At 71.6% G+C, this 18,899-nt stretch carries 15 protein-coding genes, 1 tRNA gene and 1 pseudogene; 7 read left to right on the top strand and 10 right to left on the bottom strand.

Annotated elements, in window-relative coordinates:
• Positions 1–88: 88 nt before the first annotated feature.
• A complete protein-coding gene (locus V5O40_RS03590) occupies positions 89–355 on the bottom strand; it encodes a cell division protein CrgA (RefSeq protein ID WP_093409169.1) in 267 nt (88 codons plus the stop codon).
• 224 nt (positions 356–579) lie between these two features.
• Here V5O40_RS03590 and V5O40_RS03595 point away from each other — a divergent pair, with 224 nt between their 5' ends.
• From V5O40_RS03595 to V5O40_RS03610, 4 genes and pseudogenes are all read left to right on the top strand, one after another.
• Positions 580–1,389 carry a DUF881 domain-containing protein gene (locus V5O40_RS03595; RefSeq protein ID WP_332904125.1) on the top strand — a complete coding sequence of 270 codons (810 nt, stop codon included), beginning with the start codon at positions 580–582 and terminating at the stop codon, positions 1,387–1,389.
• Positions 1,390–2,767: 1,378 nt separating this feature from the next.
• Positions 2,768–3,847: pseudogene (locus V5O40_RS27890) on the top strand (class E sortase); the annotation flags it as partial.
• A 2-nt stretch (positions 3,848–3,849) separates the two neighbouring features.
• Positions 3,850–4,152 (top strand): hypothetical protein, encoded by a 303-nt coding sequence (locus V5O40_RS03605; RefSeq protein ID WP_332904127.1) that lies wholly within the window; start codon positions 3,850–3,852, stop codon positions 4,150–4,152.
• A 5-nt stretch (positions 4,153–4,157) separates the two neighbouring features.
• Entirely contained in the window at positions 4,158–4,808 is a 651-nt protein-coding gene (locus V5O40_RS03610; RefSeq protein WP_332904128.1) for an aminodeoxychorismate/anthranilate synthase component II, read from the top strand.
• Positions 4,809–4,992: 184 nt separating this feature from the next.
• Here V5O40_RS03610 and V5O40_RS03615 read toward each other — a convergent pair whose 3' ends face one another.
• The 8 genes from V5O40_RS03615 to V5O40_RS03650 are packed head-to-tail and all read right to left on the bottom strand — an operon-like array spanning position 4,993 to position 14,669.
• Entirely contained in the window at positions 4,993–5,658 is a 666-nt protein-coding gene (locus V5O40_RS03615; protein ID WP_332904129.1) for a SanA/YdcF family protein, read from the bottom strand.
• A gap of 26 nt (positions 5,659–5,684) precedes the next feature.
• A complete protein-coding gene (gene pknB / locus V5O40_RS03620) occupies positions 5,685–7,508 on the bottom strand; it encodes a Stk1 family PASTA domain-containing Ser/Thr kinase (RefSeq protein ID WP_332904130.1) in 1,824 nt (607 codons plus the stop codon).
• Positions 7,505–8,875: a serine/threonine-protein kinase gene (locus V5O40_RS03625; RefSeq protein WP_332904131.1), complete on the bottom strand. Its 1,371-nt coding sequence runs from the start codon at positions 8,873–8,875 to the stop codon at positions 7,505–7,507. The genes pknB and V5O40_RS03625 overlap by 4 nt, the downstream gene beginning before the upstream one ends.
• 1 nt (position 8,876) lies before the next feature.
• Positions 8,877–10,382 (bottom strand): peptidoglycan D,D-transpeptidase FtsI family protein, encoded by a 1,506-nt coding sequence (locus V5O40_RS03630; RefSeq protein ID WP_332904132.1) that lies wholly within the window; start codon positions 10,380–10,382, stop codon positions 8,877–8,879.
• Positions 10,379–11,866: an FtsW/RodA/SpoVE family cell cycle protein gene (locus V5O40_RS03635; protein ID WP_332904133.1), complete on the bottom strand. Its 1,488-nt coding sequence runs from the start codon at positions 11,864–11,866 to the stop codon at positions 10,379–10,381. The genes V5O40_RS03630 and V5O40_RS03635 overlap by 4 nt, the downstream gene beginning before the upstream one ends.
• Before the next feature lie 26 nt (positions 11,867–11,892).
• On the bottom strand, positions 11,893–13,368 hold the full coding sequence (locus tag V5O40_RS03640) for a protein phosphatase 2C domain-containing protein (protein WP_332904134.1): 1,476 nt from the start codon (positions 13,366–13,368) through the stop codon (positions 11,893–11,895).
• Complete coding sequence (locus V5O40_RS03645) at positions 13,365–13,853, bottom strand: FHA domain-containing protein FhaB/FipA (RefSeq protein WP_332904135.1); 489 nt, start codon at positions 13,851–13,853, stop codon at positions 13,365–13,367. The genes V5O40_RS03640 and V5O40_RS03645 overlap by 4 nt, the downstream gene beginning before the upstream one ends.
• 6 nt (positions 13,854–13,859) lie before the next feature.
• Positions 13,860–14,669: an FhaA domain-containing protein gene (locus V5O40_RS03650; protein WP_093409193.1), complete on the bottom strand. Its 810-nt coding sequence runs from the start codon at positions 14,667–14,669 to the stop codon at positions 13,860–13,862.
• A 228-nt stretch (positions 14,670–14,897) separates the two neighbouring features.
• On the opposite strand from V5O40_RS03650, the gene V5O40_RS03655 reads away from it, so the two are divergent.
• From V5O40_RS03655 to V5O40_RS03665, 3 genes are all read left to right on the top strand, one after another.
• Positions 14,898–14,983: transfer RNA gene (locus tag V5O40_RS03655), tRNA-Leu, on the top strand.
• A gap of 64 nt (positions 14,984–15,047) precedes the next feature.
• Entirely contained in the window at positions 15,048–16,163 is a 1,116-nt protein-coding gene (locus tag V5O40_RS03660) for an NAD-dependent epimerase/dehydratase family protein (protein WP_332904136.1), read from the top strand.
• Positions 16,160–16,957: a WecB/TagA/CpsF family glycosyltransferase gene (locus V5O40_RS03665; protein WP_332904137.1), complete on the top strand. Its 798-nt coding sequence runs from the start codon at positions 16,160–16,162 to the stop codon at positions 16,955–16,957. Before V5O40_RS03660 ends, V5O40_RS03665 begins: the two co-directional genes overlap by 4 nt.
• A 57-nt stretch (positions 16,958–17,014) precedes the next feature.
• Here the strand turns inward: V5O40_RS03665 and V5O40_RS03670 are convergent, their stop codons facing one another.
• Complete coding sequence (locus tag V5O40_RS03670) at positions 17,015–18,889, bottom strand: S8 family peptidase (protein WP_332904138.1); 1,875 nt, start codon at positions 18,887–18,889, stop codon at positions 17,015–17,017.
• Between the last annotated feature and the right edge of the window lie 10 nt (positions 18,890–18,899).

Raw genomic sequence — 18,899 nt, forward strand, 5'->3', positions numbered from 1 at the left:
CCTTGGCACACCTTAGGAGGCCGGCGGCACCGCCGCTCGGGCGGGCCGCCGGTGGTGGTGCCGGGCAGTCACGGCTTCGAGCTGCGGGTCAGCGCCAGCGGGAGAGCACGATCAGGGAGGCGACCATCGCGCCGAACCCGACCGCCAGGTTCCAGTACCCCAGCTCCATGACCGGGTACTCCTGCTCGGAGAGGTAGTAGACCACCAGCCAGCCGATGCCGAAGACGATCAGCGACACCGCCAGAACCGGCAGCCACACCGGGCTGGGCTTGTTGGTTGCCGCGGTCGTCGCCGTCGGGCGGACGTCCGTGGGCGGGGTGTACACCTTCTTCTTGCGGACCTGAGACTTGGGCACGACGCTCTCCAGAGGGGTTACGACCTCGTCCGGCCTGACAACCGGGCGCGAGGGCGACGGTCCATGGCCAATAATGTTCGACAGCTAGCGTAGTCCGGAAGACCCGTCCGATCCACGAATGAGGTGAGACCGGTACCGGGCAGCACCGGAAAACGGACGCAGGACGACCGGCGCCGCGCCCCGCACCGGGTAGCGTCGGAGCGGAAGAGCAGGGGGACTGGCCCGTGGAGTACACGTCCGGCGCAGCGTCGTGGCAGAAGGCGCTGCGACGACTCGTCGCCGGGTTGCTGCCTCGGCGGCCACGTCAGCGCCGCCCGTTCTGGTCGGTCGGCGTGCCGCTGATCGCCCTGGCGGCGGGCCTGCTGTTCACCACGACGGCCACCACGGCGGGCGGCACCGCCCTGCGGGAGGACCGCCGACCCCAACTGACCGAGCTGATCGAGGATCGCCGCGCGCAGGTGGCGGCGAACGAGCAGCGCGCCGCCACGCTGCGCGGCGAGGTGGAGAGCCGGACGGCCGTCCTGGCCAACTCGGACGGCCCGATCCGGGAACAGCAGCAGCGGGCCGACGCCAACCGGGCCGAGGCCGGCTTCACCGCCCTCACCGGCCCCGGTCTGACCGTCGAGCTCAACGACGCGCCACAGTTGAGCAACCTGCCCGAAGGGGCCTCCAACGACGACCTGGTCGTCCATCAGGGCGACGTGCAGGCGGTGGTCAACGCGCTCTGGGCCGGTGGTGCCGAGGCGATGTCAATCATGAACGTGCGCGTCCTGGCGACCAGCGCGGTACGCTGCGTGGGTAACACCCTGCTGTTGCACGGGCGGGTGTACTCCCCACCTTTCAAGATCGTAGCAATTGGCGATCCCGCCGCACTCCGGCAGGCCCTCGCCGCTTCCGAGGGAGTCCGGTGGTTCAGGGACGCGGTCAACAACTACCAACTCGGCTACTCGGAGACCGCTGGCACCGTCACGGTGCCCGCCTTCGAGGACTCCACCACCCTGCGTTCGGCGACGGTGCCGGCGGTGCCGCAGTGAGCCCCCGGTGAGCCCGCAGTCCGACGGTCGGCACCGCGACCAGACCGACGAGCCCACCGCCTTCCTGCCCAAGGTCGACCGGGCCGCGCCCACCGACGCCCGGGCGGCGGGCGCCTGGCCCGACCCGGTGCTGCCCACCCGGTCCGGACCGTCCCCGGCACCGCACGATCCGCCGCCGACCGCAGCTCCGCCGCCGACCGGTCAGGCTGCCGCCGGAGGTCGACCGCCGGACGGCCAGCGGCCGACCAACTCCGGTCGTTTCGACGGGACCGCCGAGCCCACCTCGCCCGCCGGCTCCGGCCGATGGGATCCGGCACCGTCGGCGCACCAGTGGGACGCCGCCGCGACCACCGGTCGTGGCGCCAACCAGTGGGATCCGGCACCCGGCGCGCAGCGTCCGGCGGATCCCGACCGCACGGCCAACCAGTGGGACTCCGTGCCCGGTCCGGTTCGTGGCGCATCCGGTCCGCCGCAGAGCGCGGGAGACAACGACCAGTGGCATGGCGTGCCCCTGCCGTCGGGTCAGCCGGACATTCCGGTGGGGCCCACGCCGTGGCACGGCGCCTTCCAGCCCACCCGGCGCCCGGGCGACCCGCAACAGCAGCCACCGAGCGGCAGCCGCCCAACAGCCCCGGACGGCGGTCACGCCGGATCCGGTCATCCGGGCGTCACCGGCACCCCACCACCATGGCCCGGCACCCAAACGCCCGGTCCGAGCCGGGGCGGGACCGCACCGACGCCACCCAGCGGTGGCGCGGCCCGGCCCGACCGTGAGCCGCCGAGGCAGCCTGGCGGGGCCGCGAACCCCGCCACCGTACGCCCGGCCACGCCACCGACCGGTCCGTCACCACAGCCGTCGCCAGCCACGCCGACCCCGCAGTTCGGCGCACCCCACGGTGAGCACGCGCCGCGTCCCGGTGCCGGCCAGGCCGGCGCCGCAGCGTCGGCACCGCAGGCACCACGCCCCGGGTCCGGGCAGCCTGCCGCCGCAGCGCCAGCATCGCAGGCGCCGTTCGCCGGACCGGCGAGCAACAACGGCCCGGTCCAGCCGCCGCGTCCCGGCCAGCCGGGTCAGGACAGGTCGGCACCGCAGTCGCCACATGCCGGGCAGGCCGGCCAGGACAGGTCCGCCGGAAACGGTTCGGCGTACCCGGTGCCGGGCCAGCCGCCGGCCGTACCGTCCTGGTCCGCCGAGAGTCGGCGCGCGGCGGGGGTCGAGCCGGCACGGCAGTCGCCGGAACGCGCACCCGGTCAGAGTGACTGGTCCGGCGAGGGCCCGACCGCGCTGATACCGAAGGTCGGCGACGTCGCCGGTCCGGCAGCCGGCCGGGGGACGGAGTCGACCAGGGCGACTCAGGCGACGAACGGTCACCCCGGCACTGCGGCCGTCCCGGGCAGCCCGGCGGCCACGGACCGTCCGGTCAACTCCACCTCGGGTCAGCAGGCCCGCCCGGCGGCACCCGGCCAGCCGACGGCACCGGGGCAAGCTTCCGCACCCGGCCAGCCGTCCGCGCCGGGCCGGTCGGCCGACCCGGCGGCGACCGCTCTCATCCCGGCGGTCACCGCCGCCAGGCCGAGCGCTCCGCCGGTCCTGGATTCGACCGCCCTGATGGGTGCCGTACCTCGTCCGCCCAGGAGCGAGGAACCGTCGGACGGTGCCGACCAGCCCGCCGAGGCACCGAAGCCGCGGCGTGGCGACCGGGTGGTGCAGCTGCGCCCCCACCAGACGGGTGAGGGCTACAAGAGCGTCTACTCGGAGCTGACCCGACCGTCGCTGTGGTCCCGGGTACGCACCGGTCTCCGGTTCAGCGGCGAACTGCTGATCACCTTCGGCCTGGTGGTGCTGCTCTTCGCCGGCTACGAGATCTGGGGCAAGTCGGCGATCGTCGACGCCCACCAGGGCGAGCTGAGCGAGCAGTTGGCCCAGGCGTGGGCACCCGAGCCGGTGACGGACCCGACGGTGTCCGCGTCGGCCAGCCCGTCCGCCAAGCCGAAACCGGCGGTGCAGGGCACCCCGATCGCCGGCCTCTACATTCCGAAGTTCGACAAGGAATGGATCGTGGTCGAAGGGGTCGGCCAGCAGGACATCCGGTACGCGCCGGGGCACTACCCGGACAGCGCCATGCCGGGCCAGGTGGGCAACTTCTCCGTGGCCGGGCACCGGAACCGGGCCACCTTCTGGCGACTGGACGAGCTACGCGAGGGCGACCCGATTCTGGTCGAGGGCCGCAACGAGTGGTACGTCTACCAGGTGACCGAGAGCCTGGTCGTCAAACCGACCCAGGTCGAGGTGGTGGCACCGGTGCCGGGTCGGCCGGGCGAGAAGCCGACCAGGCGGATGCTGACTTTGACCACCTGCAACCCGAAGTTCGACAACTACGAACGGCTGATCATTCACGCCGAGTTGACGCGTACCCAGCCGAAGGCCGAGGGACGCCCGGCGGAGCTGGGGACCTGACGATGTACGCCTGGATCTGGCGCAAGCTGCCCTTCGGGCTGCCCGGCAAGCTAGTCGGCAGCCTGCTGCTCGCCACCACCATGGTGGCGTTGCTGTGGTACGTGGTGTTCCCCTGGGCGGAACCGCTGCTGCCCTTCGACGACGTGCAGGTCACCCAGGAGGACTCCGGCGTACCGGGCGCACCGGACGGCGACGTCGGGTCCGGTGACGACGGCGCGGTCGACGATGCCCCACCGGGCGACGAGCACGATCTGCCGTACGACACCGACCGGAACAACACGCCGCCGCCGGACGAGGACGAGTGAGCCCGATGCGCGTCCTGGTGATCGACAACTACGACTCGTTCGTCTTCAACCTCGTGCAGTACCTCGGCCAGCTCGGCGTGGAGTGCGAGGTGCGCCGCAACGACGAGATCGAGGTGGCCGAGGTCGGCCGGGTCGGCGCGGCCGGTGTCCTGCTCTCCCCGGGCCCGGGCACGCCCGACCGGGCCGGCATCTGCCTCGACGTGATCCGCCAGTACGCCGGCGAGCTGCCGATCTTCGGGGTGTGCCTGGGTCACCAGGCCATCGGCGAGGCGTTCGGGGCGACCGTCACCCGGGCTCCGGAGCTGCTGCACGGCAAGACCTCGGAGGTCCGGCACGACGACACCGGCGTCCTGGCCGGGCTGCCCGATCCGTTCACGGCGACCCGCTACCACTCGCTCGCCGTGCTGCGGGAAACCCTGCCGGCCGAGCTGGAGGTGACCGGCTGGACGGCTTCCGGGATCGTGATGGCGATGCGGCACCGCACGCTGCCGATCGAGGGTGTCCAGTTCCATCCCGAGTCGGTGCTGACCGAGGGCGGGCACCTGATGCTGGCCAACTGGCTCGCCGCCTGCGGTCACCCGGAGGCGCTGGAACGTGCCCCGGAGCTGGCCGCCGAGGTCGACGCCCGTCGCCGGGCCGCCTTCGCCACCACCTGAGGATCAGGTCTCGCGGTCGGCCCGCCGGTTCCCTGGTGACCAGGAGCGGACCGTCCGCCAGATCACGCCGACAGCCTCCCGGCTCCCGCAGCGACCGCCAAGGACGCAGCGACCGCCGTGGGTGCTCCGGCAGCGTCACGACCGGAAACCGTCACCGGTGTCGTCGGGCGGAGCCGCAGGGTGGTCAGCGGGCCAGGGCGTCGGAGATGGCGGGGTCGGCGGGTGAGCTGACGGCCGGTGGCCGGTCGCGGACGGCGTCCCAGGCCGCCTTGCCGCTGGCGAGGTAGTCCCGGGCCGCCTTGCGCACCAGCAGGCCGGTGCCGCAGCCCGAGCAGCGGGCGGTCACCCCGTCGGCGTCGATGCCGACGTGCCGGCACAGCGTCACCGCCCGGGACAGGTGGTAGGACTGGGTGACGATCAGCGCACGCTCGATCCCGTAAACCTGACGGGCCCGCAGGCAGCTGTCGTACGTGTCCAGCCCGTGCGGGTCGGCGACGACGCGCTGCGGATCCACGCCGAGCCGTTCGCTCAGGTGGGCGGCCATGATCGCCGGTTCGTCGCCGGACCCGCCCGCTCCGTCGCCGGAGACGAGGACCACCCGGGCCTTACCGCTGCCTACCAGCTCGGCGGCGGTCTCCAGCCGACCGGCGAGCCGGACGCCCGGTTGCCGGCCGTCCTCCGTCACGGCGGTACCCAGCACGATCACCACGTCGGCGGCCGGTGCCTCGGCGGCAGCGTGGACGTGGCCGCGCGCCCCGGCGGTCGTCCAGAGCCAGGGCAGGCTGGCGACCAGCAGCGCGGCCAGCGCCGGCACGGCCAGCAGAAGCAGGCGGCGTCGCCGACGTCTCACCCGGTCGGCCGGCGGGGTCGCCCCCGTCACTCCTGACCGAGGCGGAACGGGGCGAAGGACGGCAGGAGCCCGCCACCGCCACCGTCGTCGTCATCGTCCGGCGGCGGCGTGGTGGGGGCACCGGAGGTCGGCGGGGTCTGGGTCGGCGGATCGGGATCCTCCGGCTCCGGCACCGACACGATGATCTTCACCGTGCTGCCCTTGGTGCGCTCGGCGTTGGCGTTCGGACTCTGGTCGACCACCCGCCCGGCCTCATCCGCAGGCCGCTCCGGGCCAAGGTCGACGTCGACGTCGAAGCCGGCGCGCTCCAGGGTCCGCTCCGCCTCCGCCTGAGGCAGCCCGACCACCGACGGCACCGTCGCCACGTTGCCCCTCGAGACGGTCAGGGTGACCGTGGTGCCTTCCGCGACCTTCTCGCCCGACGGCGGGTCGACCTTCAACACCTGACCCTTGGTGGCCGCGTTGTCGTCCTGCTCGATCTTCACCTCGAGGTTGAGGTTCTTGAGCTGGGTCTCGGCGGCCTCCTGGGTGCTGCCGACGAGGCCGGGCGGGATTTCCACCTCGGGCTTGCCGCCGCAGATGCGTACGGTCACCGTGCTGTTCGGTTCCGCCCGCTCGCCGGGAGGTGGGGACTGGTTGGTGACCGTCCCCTCCTTGCAGTCCGAGGTGAACTCCGGCTCGCCGCGTGCCGGCACGAAACCGTCCCGCTCGATCTGGGCGAACGCTTCGGCCTGGCTGAGCCCGGTGACCGTCGGCACCGCCAGGTCCTGCGGCTCGTCGCGCTGGTTCAGCAGCAGGGCGGCGACCAGGGCGATCACCGCGAGCACGCCGAGCGCGGCGAACGTGGCGATCAGCCAGGACGACGCCTTGCGCTGACGCGGATCACCCACCCGGGCGGGGATCTGCCGGGTCTGCGTCGCGCCCCCCGTCGGGTAACCCGGGTGACCGGCCGCGGCCATCGCCACGGTCTCGTCCTCGCGCATCACCGGGGTCGCCATCACCGGCCGGCCGGCTGCCGCGCGGAGCAGGTCGGCCCGCATCTCCCCGGCGCTCTGGTAGCGGTTCAACGGGTTCTTCGACAGCGCCTTGAGCACGATCGCGTCGACCGCCGGGTTGACGTCCGGGTTGAGGTCGCTCGGGGTCGGCGGAGCCTCCCGCACGTGCTGGTACGCCACGCTCACCGGGCTGTCGCCGACGAACGGCGGATGCCCGCAGAGCAGCTCGAAGAGCACGCAGCCGGCGGCGTACACATCGGAACGGGCGTCGACCGCCTCGCCGCGCGCCTGTTCCGGGGAGAGGTACTGCGCGGTGCCGATGACCGCGCTGGTCTGCGTCATCGTGGTGGCGCCGCTGGCCAGCGCCCGGGCGATGCCGAAGTCCATCACCTTGACCTGGCCGGTCTGGGTGAGCATCACGTTGCCCGGCTTGATGTCGCGGTGGATGATGCCGTGCCGGTGGCTAAAGTCCAGTGCGGCGCAGATGTCGGCGGAGATCTCCAACGCCCGCCGAGGCTGCAACCGGCCCTCGGCGCCGAGCACCTCCTTCAGCGTGCGCCCGTTCACGAACTCCATCACGATGAACGGCAGCGTCTCGCCGGTCGGCGCCTGCTCCTCACCGGTGTCGTAAACGGCCACGATGGCCGGGTGGTTGAGCGAGGCGGCGTTCTGCGCCTCCCGCCGGAAACGCATCTGGAAGGTGGCGTCCCGGGCCAGGTCGGCGCGGAGCATCTTGATCGCGACGTCCCGACCGAGCCGCAGGTCACGGCCACGATGCACCTCGGCCATGCCGCCGTACCCGAGCAGCTCGCCGACCTGGTACCTGCCACCGAGCAGGCGGGCCTGCGCTGTCATCGCGTCTGTCGTCCTTCGCTCGTCGTCGTCACGTCGCTGCCCGGTCGGGGCTGATCCAGTCGACGGTACGCCGTATCGACCAGATCGTCTCGCCCGTCAGGCCGCAGCGCGTCGGACGTCACCGTTGGCGCGGAAGCTCCCCCCGGCGTGCCCGCGCCGAGGTTGTTCCGCAGTTGGTAGGAAATCACGCCGGAGCAGATGAGGACCAGTGCGCCAAGCATGATGACCAGGAAGACCATGCCGGATCGTGACCGTCGAGGTACCGGGCGTGACGGTCCGGGCTGCGGAGCGTACCCGGGCGGGACGGTGGCCGCCCCACGCGGGTAGCCGGCGGCGGCCGGTGCCACCGCGGTGGGACGGTGCGGGGCAGCCGGTTGGTGGCTCGGCGGCGGTCGGTGCCCCATGGCCGGCGGGTGCGCCGGGGCCGGGGAGTGCGGGGCCGCCACCGGACGCGGTGCCTGCGGCGGCGGAACCTGCGCGCGTCCCGGTGCCGGGGAGGCCGGCGCGGCGGAGATCGGTGCGGCCTGCCCACCGGCCCGGGCCTGCCGGGACAGCGCGGTCTTCAACTGCCGGGCCGCACCGGCCAGCGTCGCGGCGCTCGGCCAACGATCCTTCGGGTCCTTCGCCAACGCCCGCTCGACGAGCGCGCGGACCTGGGGCGGAATGTCGGCGGGCAGCGGCCGGGGCGTCTCCCGGACGTGCCGCATCGCGATGTCGAGGGGATTGTCACCCTCGAAGGGCCGCCGCCCGGCGAGGCACTGGTAGGCGACCACGCCGAGCGCGTAGACGTCGGAGGCGGGGGTGGCGACCTGGCCGGTGGCCTGCTCCGGCGAGATGTACGACGCGGTGCCGAGCACCGAGCCGGCCGCGGTGAGCTGCCCGACCAGATCCGACCGGGCGATGCCGAAGTCGGTGAGCACCAGCGTGCCGTTGGGACGGACCAGCAGGTTGCCGGGCTTCACGTCCCGGTGCACGATGCCCTTCACGTGCGCGGCGTGCAGCGCGTCCGCGGCCTGGGCGACGAGCGCCATGGTCCGCGCCGGGGTGAGCCGGCCGACCCGACTCAGCGTCGCCGAGAGGGGATCGCCCTCGACGTACTCCATCACCAGGAAGGCGATGTGCTGGTCGTTGCCGAAGTCGTAGACGTCGACCACGCCGGGGTGGTTGATCGTGGCCATGGTGCGGGCCTCGCCACGGAACCGCTCGGCGAAGCCGGGCTCGTCCAGCAACGCCGGGAGCAGGCTCTTGACCGCCACCGTACGACCGAGCACCTGGTCGGTGCCGCGCCAGACGTCACCCATGCCGCCGCTGGCGATCCGCTCGTCGAGGCGGTAGCGGTTGCCGAGTTGGACCCCCGGACTGAGCATGTCAGCGCCCCCCGGGCTCGGCGATGGCGGCCCGCATGATCTGTCCGGCGATCCTGGCGGCCTCGGCGCTGCCGCCGCTGCCGGCCTCCTCCAGGACGACGCAGACGGCGGAGACCGGCTTGCCGTCGGAGTCGAGGGCGAAGCCGATGAACCAACCGTGGTCCGGGCGGTCCGGCGCGGACTGGGCGGTGCCGGTCTTGCCGCCGACCGTGTAGCCGTTGATCCGGGCGTTCTGGCCGGTGCCGTTCTGCACCACGCTCACCATCATCTCCCGCAGGTCGGCGGCGACCTGACCGCTCACCGGCCGGCGCAGCTCGCGCGGGTTGGCGGTGTCGTAGACGGTGGTGCGGTCCGGTGCCAGCAGCTGACGCACCAGGTACGGCCGCATCTGGCTGCCGCCGTTGGCCACCGCGGCAGCGATCATGGCGCCCTGCAACGGGGTCATCCGCACGTCCCGCTGCCCGATGGAGGACTGCGCCAGCGCCGCCGGGTCGGGGCCGCCGTCCGGGTTCTCCATGCTGCCGGTCCGGCTGGCCGCCACGCTCAGGCCGCCCTCGCCGAGCCGGCCGACGGTCAGATCCTCCTGCTCGAAGCCGAACTGTCGGGCCTTCTCCTTGAGCACGTCGGGACCGAGCTGGACACCGAGCTTGGCGAAGCCGGTGTTGCAGGATTCGGTGACCGCGTTCATCAGGGTCACCTGCGACTCGGGGCAGATCGACGGCGCGGCGTTGCGGATCGGCTCGCCGGAGGTGGGCGGGGTGTAGCTCGACCCGGCCGGGATGTTCGTCTCCTTGGTGATCCCGTTCTCCAGCGCCGCCGCGGCCACCACGATCTTGAAGGTGGAGCCCGGCGGCAGCACCTCGCCGAGCGCCCGGTTCCGCAGCGGCCGTCCCGCCTCCTGTTCGAGCCGGTTGTACGCGGCGGTCGCCTCGTCGGTGTCGTGGCTCGCCAGCGGGTTGGGATCGAAGCTGGGAATGGAGACCAGGGCCTGCACCGCCCCGGTGGCCGGGTCGAGGGCGATCGCCGCGCCCTTGGTCGCACCCTTGTTGTTGCCGCGCAACTCGTCGTACGCGGTGTCCTGCGCCCGCTTCGACAGGGTCAGCAGCACGTTGCCGCCGGCGGTGGTGTCGCCGGTGACCATGTCCCGCAGCCGGTTGACGATGAGCTGGTCACTGGTGCCGGCGAGGAAGTCGTTCTCGGCGCGCTCCAGCCCGGTGGCGGCGCCGTTGACCGGCTCGTACCCGAGCACGTGGGCGTACTTCGCGCCGCCCGGGTAGGTGCGCAGGTACTTCAGCTCACCGTCGGTCTCCTTGCTGACCGCCAGCGCGGTGCCACCGGCCTCGATGTTGCCGCGCTTGCGGTCGTACTTGGCGACCTGGACCCGACCGTTGTAGTCGCTGGTGCGGTACTCGTCGGCCTTGTAGGCCTGGATCCAGTTCAGGTTCGCGAAGAGCAGGCCGAACAGGACGATGACGACGACGCCGACCCGACGCAGCGGTGCGTTCACGGCTTGATCACCTCCGTGGGGGCACCGTGCAGCTGCTCGGGCGGCCCGGAGGGGCGGGTCACCTTGCCACCGGCACCGTCGACCGGCCGACGACCGGCGTCGGAGACGCGCAGCAGCACCGCGATGAGCAGCCAGTTCGCCATCAGCGAGGAGCCACCGGCGGAGAGGAACGGGGTGGTCTGACCGGTCAGCGGGATGAGCTTGCTGATCCCGCCGACGATCACGAAGACCTGGAGCGCGAGGGTGAAGGCGAGGCCACCGGCGAGCAGCTTGCCGAACGAGTCCCGGACCGCCAGGGCGGCCCGCAGACCCCGCTCGACGATGAGCAGGTAGATCACCAGTAGCGCGGAGAGACCGAAGAGGCCGATCTCCTCACCGATGCCGGCGAAGATGAAGTCGTTCTGCACCTCCGGCAGCAGCAGCGGCTGACCACCGCCCGGCCCGGCGCCGAACAACCCGCCGGAGCCGAGCGCGAGCAGCCCCTGCACCAGTTGGTAACCGTCGTCGTACGGCTGGGCGAACGGGTCGAGCCAGATCTGTGCCCGCAGGTAGAAGTTCGCGAACGGGCCGCCCACCGCCTCGCCGAGCACGTACGCGAGGTAGGCGCCGCCGAAGAAGAGGACCAGGCCGATGAGCAGCCAGCTGACCCGCTCGGTGGCGATGTAGACCGTGGCCACGAACATGCCGAAGTAGAGCAGTGAGGTGCCCAGGTCCTTCTCGAAGACGAGGACCAGCAGGCTGATCACCCAGACCACGAGCACCGGGCCGAGGTCGCGCCCGCGCGGGAAGTCGATGCCGAGGAACCGGTGGCTCGCCAGCGACAGCACCTCGCGCTTGCGCACCAGGTAGTAGGCGAAGAAGACGAGCAGGGCGAGCTTGGCGAACTCACCGGGCTGGATCGAGAAGCTGCCGATGCGTACCCAGAGCTTCGCGCCGTTGATCTCGGAGATGCTGGCCGGCAGCACCGCCGGCAGCATGACCAGCACGATGCCCGCCAGCCCCAGGGTGTACGCGTACCGGGAGATCGACCGATGGTCACGCATCAGCGCCAGCAGGCCGGCGGCGAGGACCACCGAGATCAGGGTCCAGGCGAGCTGGCGACCGCCGGTCCCGGCGAAGATGGCCAGGTCCGCCCGCTCCTCGGGGGCCGCCTTGGCGAGGTCGAGCCGGCGCAGGAACCCGACGCCCAGCCCGTTGAGCAGGGCCACCGCCGGCAGCAGCGCCGGATCGGCGAAGGGCGCGAGGAACCGGATCACCAGGTGCATGCCGAGGAAGACCGCGGTGAGCGTGGCGGCCGGCACCCAGAAGCCCGTGGTGACCGTGTCGAGCACCTTCGCCTCGACCATCGCCCCGTACGCGGCCACCAGCGCCATCGCCAGCAGCAGCAGCGACAACTCGGCGTTGCGGCGGGACCGGGCCATGCGTACGCCGGGTCGCTCGCCCGCGGTCGCGGGCGAGGATGCCGGGGTGGCCGCTGCGGTCACGATCGTCCTCGGGTGGGAGCCGGTGCCTACTCGGGCGACCGGCAGGCCGCCGGGTCGACCGTGGGCGTGAAGGTGTCGACGGGGGGCGCGTCGGGGGTGCTGTCCGGCGCGGCGGCTGAGGCGCCGCTCGGCGTGGCCGTGACTCCGGCGCGCGGTGACGCCGAGATACTGCCCACCTGACTCGGTGAGCCGGCCGGAGCGCTCGGCGATCCCGTCGGCGCGCTCGGCGTCGGGGACGGCGAACCCACGAGCGAGGGCGTGGAGCTCGGTGTCGGCGGACAGATCGGCTTGAGGTTCACGTTCGTCGGGCTGTCCATCGTCAGCTCCGCCAGCCGCCGTTCCGCGTCCGGCTCGCTCTTGGCCGGGATGCCCTGTTTCACCTGCTCCTGCGCGGCCAGGGTGAGGTCGTCCAGCTGGGCCTCGCTCTCGGAGTGCACGCTGGAGAGGTCCATCCCGGCGATCTGCCCCTGGATGCCACGGAACACGGCCACCTGGCCGTCCTCGGTCGCGCCCACGTAGTACTGGCGCTGGGTGTAGCTCCAGCCGGCGAACACCCCGCCGCCGACGATCACCAGCAGGGCGGTCGTCATCGCGAGCGCACGCAGCGGACGTCGGCGCGCCTCGGGCTCGTCGTCGGCGTTCGCGGCGGAGTCGTCGGGCGTCGGCGGCCGGGGCGCGGAGAGCGCCGAGGCACGGGCCGCCGGGGTGGAGACGTCGGCCGAGGTGGCCATCCCCCGGTCCCGGGCCGCCGCACCACCGACGATCGGAGCCGCCTCGACGATGTCCCGGTCGGTGGCGTCGGCGATGATCACGGTGATGTTGTCCGGACCGCCACCGCGCAGGGCGAGCTGGACGAGCCGCTCGACACACTGCTGCGGGTCCGCGTACTCCCGCATGGTCTCGGCGATGGTCTCCGCGCTGACCACGCCGGAGAGCCCGTCGGAGCAGATCAGGTACCGGTCGCCGGGGAGCACCTGCCGGACCGAGTACTCCGGGTCGATGTCGCGGCCGTCCAGGGCCCGGGTGAGCAACGAGCGCTGGGGGTGGCTGCTCGCCTCCTCCGGGCTGATCCGGCCCTCGTCGACGAGCATCTGGACGTAGGTGTCGTCCTTGGTGATCTGCGCGAACTCTCCGTCGCGCAGCAGGTAGGCCCGCGAGTCGCCGATGTGGACCATGCCCAGCTTGCTGCCGGAGAACAGGGTCGCGGTGAGCGTGGTGCCCATCCCCTCCAACTGGGGGTTGGCCTCCACCGTCTCGCGGAGTTGTTGGTTGGCGGTGCCCACGGCGGAGCGGAGCGCGTCGACCAGGGCGTCGCCCGGGACGTCCTCGTCCAGTGGCGCCATGGCACCGATGACAATGTTGCTGGCGACGTCACCGGCGGCCATACCGCCCATGCCGTCGGCAACGGCGAGTAGCCGCGGCCCGGCGTAGACGGAGTCCTGATTACCGTCTCGGATCAGACCGCGGTCGCTGTGGGCCGCATAGCGCAGGGTCAGAGTCATGGCCGTAATTCGAGAGAGGTGCGGCCGATCCGAATCGGCACGCCGAGGGGGACGGGGGTCGGTCCGGTGACCTTAGCGCGATCCAGGTACGTCCCGTTAGTCGAACCCAGGTCCTCGACGAACCACTGCCCATCACGCGGCACGATCCGGGCGTGTCGCGCGGACGCGTAGTCGTCGGTGATGACGAGGGTGGAGTCCTCGGCACGACCGATCGTTATCTGCGCCTCACCCAACGTGATCCGCGTGCCGGCCAACTGACCCGCGGTCACCACCAACTGGTGCGCCGCCCGCCCCCGCTTCACCTTCGCCGGCTTCGCCGTCGCCTGACCTGTCGACGCACCCACCGCCCGGGGCGCGGCCACCAGCCGACCCGAGCGGGCCCCCGCGAAGAGGTCCCGCCGGATGACGCCGACCACCGTGAACACGAAGATCCACAGCAGTACCAGGAATCCGAACCGGGCAACGGTGATAACGAGTTCCGGCAAGGCGGATCAGCCGTCCACGCGGAAGGTCAGAGTGGTCGTACCGAGCTGGATCATGTCACCGGGGTTCAACGCCACGGCGGAGACCCGCTGGCCGTTGACCATGGTGCCGTTCGTCGAGCCGAGATCGGTGAGCACGACCTGCCCGCCGTCGAAGTCCAGCCGGGCGTGTCGGCGGGAGATGCCGACGTCCGGCAGACGCAGGTTGGCCTGGTCGCCTCGACCGATCACGGTCGAACCCATCTGCAGCGGGTAGGTGCGGCCGTCACCGGAGACCAGCCGGATGTTGCGCCCACCGCCGTGCCCCGGCGGCGGGCCGTAGCCGCCACCCTGGTCGTAGGACGGGTAGCCGGGCGGGCCGGCGTCGTATCCGGGCGGGCCGGCGTCGTATCCGGGCGCCGAGACCGGGGCGACCTCGCCACCGGTGTAGACCTCCGCGGTGACCCGGAACATTCCGGTGTCCAGTCCTTCACCGCGCTCGATCTCGACGATCACGTCCCCGTAGACCGTCCAGGCCTGCTCGCCGATGAACTCCGCCTGCGACTGGGCCAGCTCCTGGGCCAGCGCGGCGGCGTACGGCGCCAGCCGACTGTGGTCGTACGGGGAGAGATCGATCACGTAGCGATTGGGCACCAACGTGCGCCCACCAGCGAGGATGGCCTTGTGTGCCTCGGCCTCCCGCTGCATGGCGTTGAGGATCTCCACGGGGTGGACCACCCCTTTGAAGACCTTGGCGAAAGCCCCTTCGACCAGGCCTTCCAGACGCTTCTCGAAGCGTTGCAGCACGCTCACCGGCTCCTCCTCGGGTCCCGAGGACATGATGGTATCCGTCCAGAGCGCACGCAGCTCACACGCCGCTCGGCCGGCAGGCCACGGCCCGTTCGGACGGCTTCTGATTGTCGTGCTACTCTTTCGTCCGCCACGAACGGTAACCGCTGCGAGCAGCGAAAGCCATTCGCGGCGACAGACCCAGGTCACGTAGCATGGCCGAGGCTCGCCGGTGACCGGCGAGACCCGGTGCGGCCACGTTGATCGGGGTCGAGCCACGGGGAAGTGGCGGAATGGCAGACGCGCACGGTTCAGGTCCGTGTGTCCGAAAGGACGTGGGGGTTCAACTCCCCCCTTCCCCACCACAGCCGAGGGCTCCGCGGAATGCGGGGCCCTCGCTCCGTATCGGGGCGTGCCGGACGTCACGCTATGCTCCGATGGTTTCTGCCTCCGACGCACCAGGAGTGGCATGTGAGTGTCGCATTCGTGACCGGGTCGGGCGGGCTGATCGGCTCCGAGGCGGTCCGGCACTTCGCCGGCCTCGGTCTCGACGTCGTCGGCATCGACAACGACATGCGGCAGGAGTTCTTCGGTGAGGAGGCGTCCACCGCGTGGAACGTCCGCCGGCTGACCGACGAGCTGGGTGAGGCGTACTCCCACCACAGCATCGACATCCGGGACCGGGCGGCGCTCGGCGCGCTGTTCGGCCGGTACGGCCGGGACGTGGCTGTGGTGATCCACACTGCCGCGCAGCCCTCGCACGACTGGGCGGTGCGCGATCCGTTCACCGACTTCGACGTGAACGCCGCCGGCACCCTCAACGTGTTGCAGAGTGTCCGGGAGCACTGCATCGACGCCCCGGTCATCCACTGCTCCACGAACAAGGTCTACGGCGACCGGCCGAACAGCCTGCCCCTGGTGGAGCTGGAGACGCGCTGGGAGATCGAGCCGGGCCACCCGTACGAGCAGGGCATCCGGGAGGACATGTCGATCGACGCCTGCCTGCACTCGATCTTCGGTGCCTCGAAGGTCGCGGCCGACGTGATGGTGCAGGAGTACGGCCGCTACTTCGGCATGAGGACGGCCTGCTTCCGGGGCGGGACGCTGACCGGGCCGGCGCATTCGGCGACCGAGCTGCACGGCTTCCTCGGCTACGTGATGCGGGCGAACATGGAGCGCCGCACCTACAAGATCTTCGGTTACCAGGGCAAGCAGGTCCGGGACGCCATCCACAGCTCGGACGTGGTCTCCGCGTTCGAGGCGTTCTTCCGCAACCCCCGCTCCGCCGCCGTCTACAACCTCGGCGGCGGCCGGCACTCGAACACCTCCAACCGCGAGGCGTTCACGCTGGCCGAGCAGATCACCGGCCAGGAGATGATCACCGAGTACGTCGAGGCCAACCGGATCGGCGACCACAAGTGGTGGATCGGCTCCAACGAGGCGTTCCAGGCGGACTACCCGGACTGGAAGCAGGTGTACGACGTACCAATGATCATGCGAGAGATCTACGAGGCCAACGTGGACAAGTGGGTGCCGGGGGCATGACCAAGAAGAACGTGCTCGGTGTCCTGGTCGACGCGACCGACTACGCCGAGGCCACCGAGCGGGTGGTGGCCGCCGCACAGGAACGCCGGCCGTTGGCGCTCACCGCGCTGGCCGTGCACGGCGTGATGACCGGCGTGCTGGACCGGGCGCACAACGCCCGGCTCAACTCCTTCGACGTGGTGACCCCGGACGGCCAGCCGGTGCGCTGGGCGCTGAACCTGCTGCACGGCGCCGGGCTCACCGACCGGGTCTACGGCCCGACGCTGACCCTGCACGTGCTCTCCCGCTTCGCCGACGAGGGGTTGCCGGTCTACCTGTACGGCTCGACCGAGGAGACCCTCACCCGGCTGATTCCGGCGCTGGAGCGGATGTTCCCGGCCCTGAAGATCGCCGGAGTGGAGGCGTCCAAGTTCCGCGGTGTGCAGCCGGGCGAGGACGTCGAGATCGCCGACCGGATCAAGGCCAGCGGGGCCCGGCTGGTCCTGGTCGGGCTCGGTTGCCCCCGGCAGGAGATCTTCACGTACGCGATGCGCCCGCTGCTGGACATGCCGATGATGGCGGTCGGCGCGGCGTTCGACTACCACGCCGGGCTGCTGCGCCAGCCGCCGCCGTGGATGCAGCGCGCCGGGTTGGAGTGGTTCTGGCGTCTCGGCCTGGAACCCAAGCGCCTGTGGCGGCGCTACGTGATCCTCAATCCCGCGTACCTTGGTCGGCTGTTCGCCCAGAAGGCCGGGCTGTGGAAGGCCCGGCCACCCGCGCCGGCCACCGAACGTCCGACCGAGTTCGCGGTCTGACCCGGATCGACGAACGGGCCCCGGCGCTGTGCCGGGGCCCGCTTGCCGTACCGGACGTCAGAGGGTCAGCGTCCAGGTGTTGATGTACCCGGTGTCACCGCCGTAGACGTCGCGGACCTGGAGGCGCCAGGTGCCGTTCGCCGCCTCGCTGGACAGGTTCACCGTGTAGGTGGCGTTCACGTTGTCCGTGCCGTCGAAGTAGCTGCTGTTCTTCAGCCGGTAGGACGAGCCGTCCGGCGCGAGCAGGTCGATGACCAGGTCGCCACGGTAGGTGTGCACGATGTTCACCGCGACGGTCGAGCTCGACGAGGCGTTCCGGTTGCAGCCGGACATGGTGATCGAGCTGGTCACCGCTGAGCCGGTGTCCGGGATCGACACGTCCGTGCCGTTGGTTCCGGAGCAGCCACCGCCGCTGCCGCCGGTCACCGTCAGCGAGTACGTCGCACTCCTGGTGCCGGAGGCCGCGGTGCCGGTGACGGTCACGGTGTACGTGCCGGCCGGCGTGCTGGCCGAGGTGCCGATGGTCAGCGTGGACGACCCGCCCGAGGTGACGGTGGCCGGGCTGAACGAGGCGGTCGCCCCGGACGGCAGGCCGCTGGCCGAGAGGCTCACCGACTGGGCTGAGCCGTTGGTGGTGGCGGTGGCCACGGTGGCGCTCGCCGAGCTGCCCGCCGTGACCGAGCCGGCGGTCGGCGACACCGAGACCGAGAAGTCGTTGGTCGGCGGCGGAGTGCTGCCGTTGACCACGTAGAGCAGCTGGTTCGGGGTTCCCGTGCCGACGTTCGAGATCACGTTCGGGGTGGAGTTGCTGACCAGGTAGTCCCGGACCTGCTGGGGCGTCCAGGACGGGTTGGCCGAGAGCACCAGCGCCGCCGCACCGGCCACGTGCGGCGAGGCCATCGAGGTGCCGCTGATGGTGTTCGTCGCGCTGTCGCTGGTGTGCCAGGCGGAGGTGATGCTCACCCCGGGCGCGAGGATGTCCACACAGGTGCCGTAGTTGGAGAAGCTGGCGGCGGCGTCGTTGCTCTGGGTGGCACCGACGGTGATCGCCGGTGCGGCCCGGGCCGGCGAGTAGTTGCAGGCGTTCTGCCGCTGGCCGAGGGCGTTGCCGTTACCGGCGGCCACCGCGTACGTGACGCCGGAGTTGACGGAGTTGACGACCGCGTTGTCGACCGCGGTGTTCGCCCCGCCGCCGAGGCTCATGTTGGCCACCGCCGGCTTCACCGCGTTGGCGGTGACCCAGTCGATGCCGGCGATCACACCGGCGTTGGTGCCGCTACCGGAGCAGTTGAGCACCTTGACCGCCACCAGGCGGGTCGCCTTGGCCACGCCGTACGCCGAGCCACCGACCGTGCCCGCCACGTGCGTGCCGTGGCCGTTGCAGTCGGTGTTGTTGGAGTCGACCGTGTTGGTGCCCCAGGTCGCCCGACCGCCGAAGTCGGAGTGGGTGGTCCGGATGCCGGTGTCGATGACGTACGAGGTCACGTTCGTGGCCGTGTTGGGGTACGTGTACGAACTGTTGAGCGGCAGGTTCCGCTGGTCGATCCGGTCCAGGCCCCAGGACGGGGGGTTCGTCTGGGTGCCCGCGATGGAGACGACGTGGTTCTGTTCGACGTACGCGACGGCCGGGTCCGCGGCGATGCGCGCCGCGGCCCGCGCGCTGACCCGCAGTTCGGCACCACGGACGGCGGCGCTGTAGGTCCGGGCCGTGGCACCGCCGTGCCGGCGCAGCAGCCGGTCCACCGAGGAGCCGACGGACGTCCGACTGACCTCGCTGTCCTTGAACACCACGATGTAGCTGTCCTTGACGGCGGTCGCGCCACCGGCGCTCCGGACGGTGCCGACCGGCTCGGCCGCCATTGCCGGCGTGGCCGCCGCCACCATGGCCAGTGTGGCCAGCCCGACGAGCACGGATCTCTGTGGAAGAGCCATCTTCCTACCT

The sequence above is a fragment of the Micromonospora palythoicola genome (assembly GCF_036689795.1).
In the GTDB taxonomy this organism is placed as follows: domain Bacteria; phylum Actinomycetota; class Actinomycetes; order Mycobacteriales; family Micromonosporaceae; genus Micromonospora; species Micromonospora palythoicola.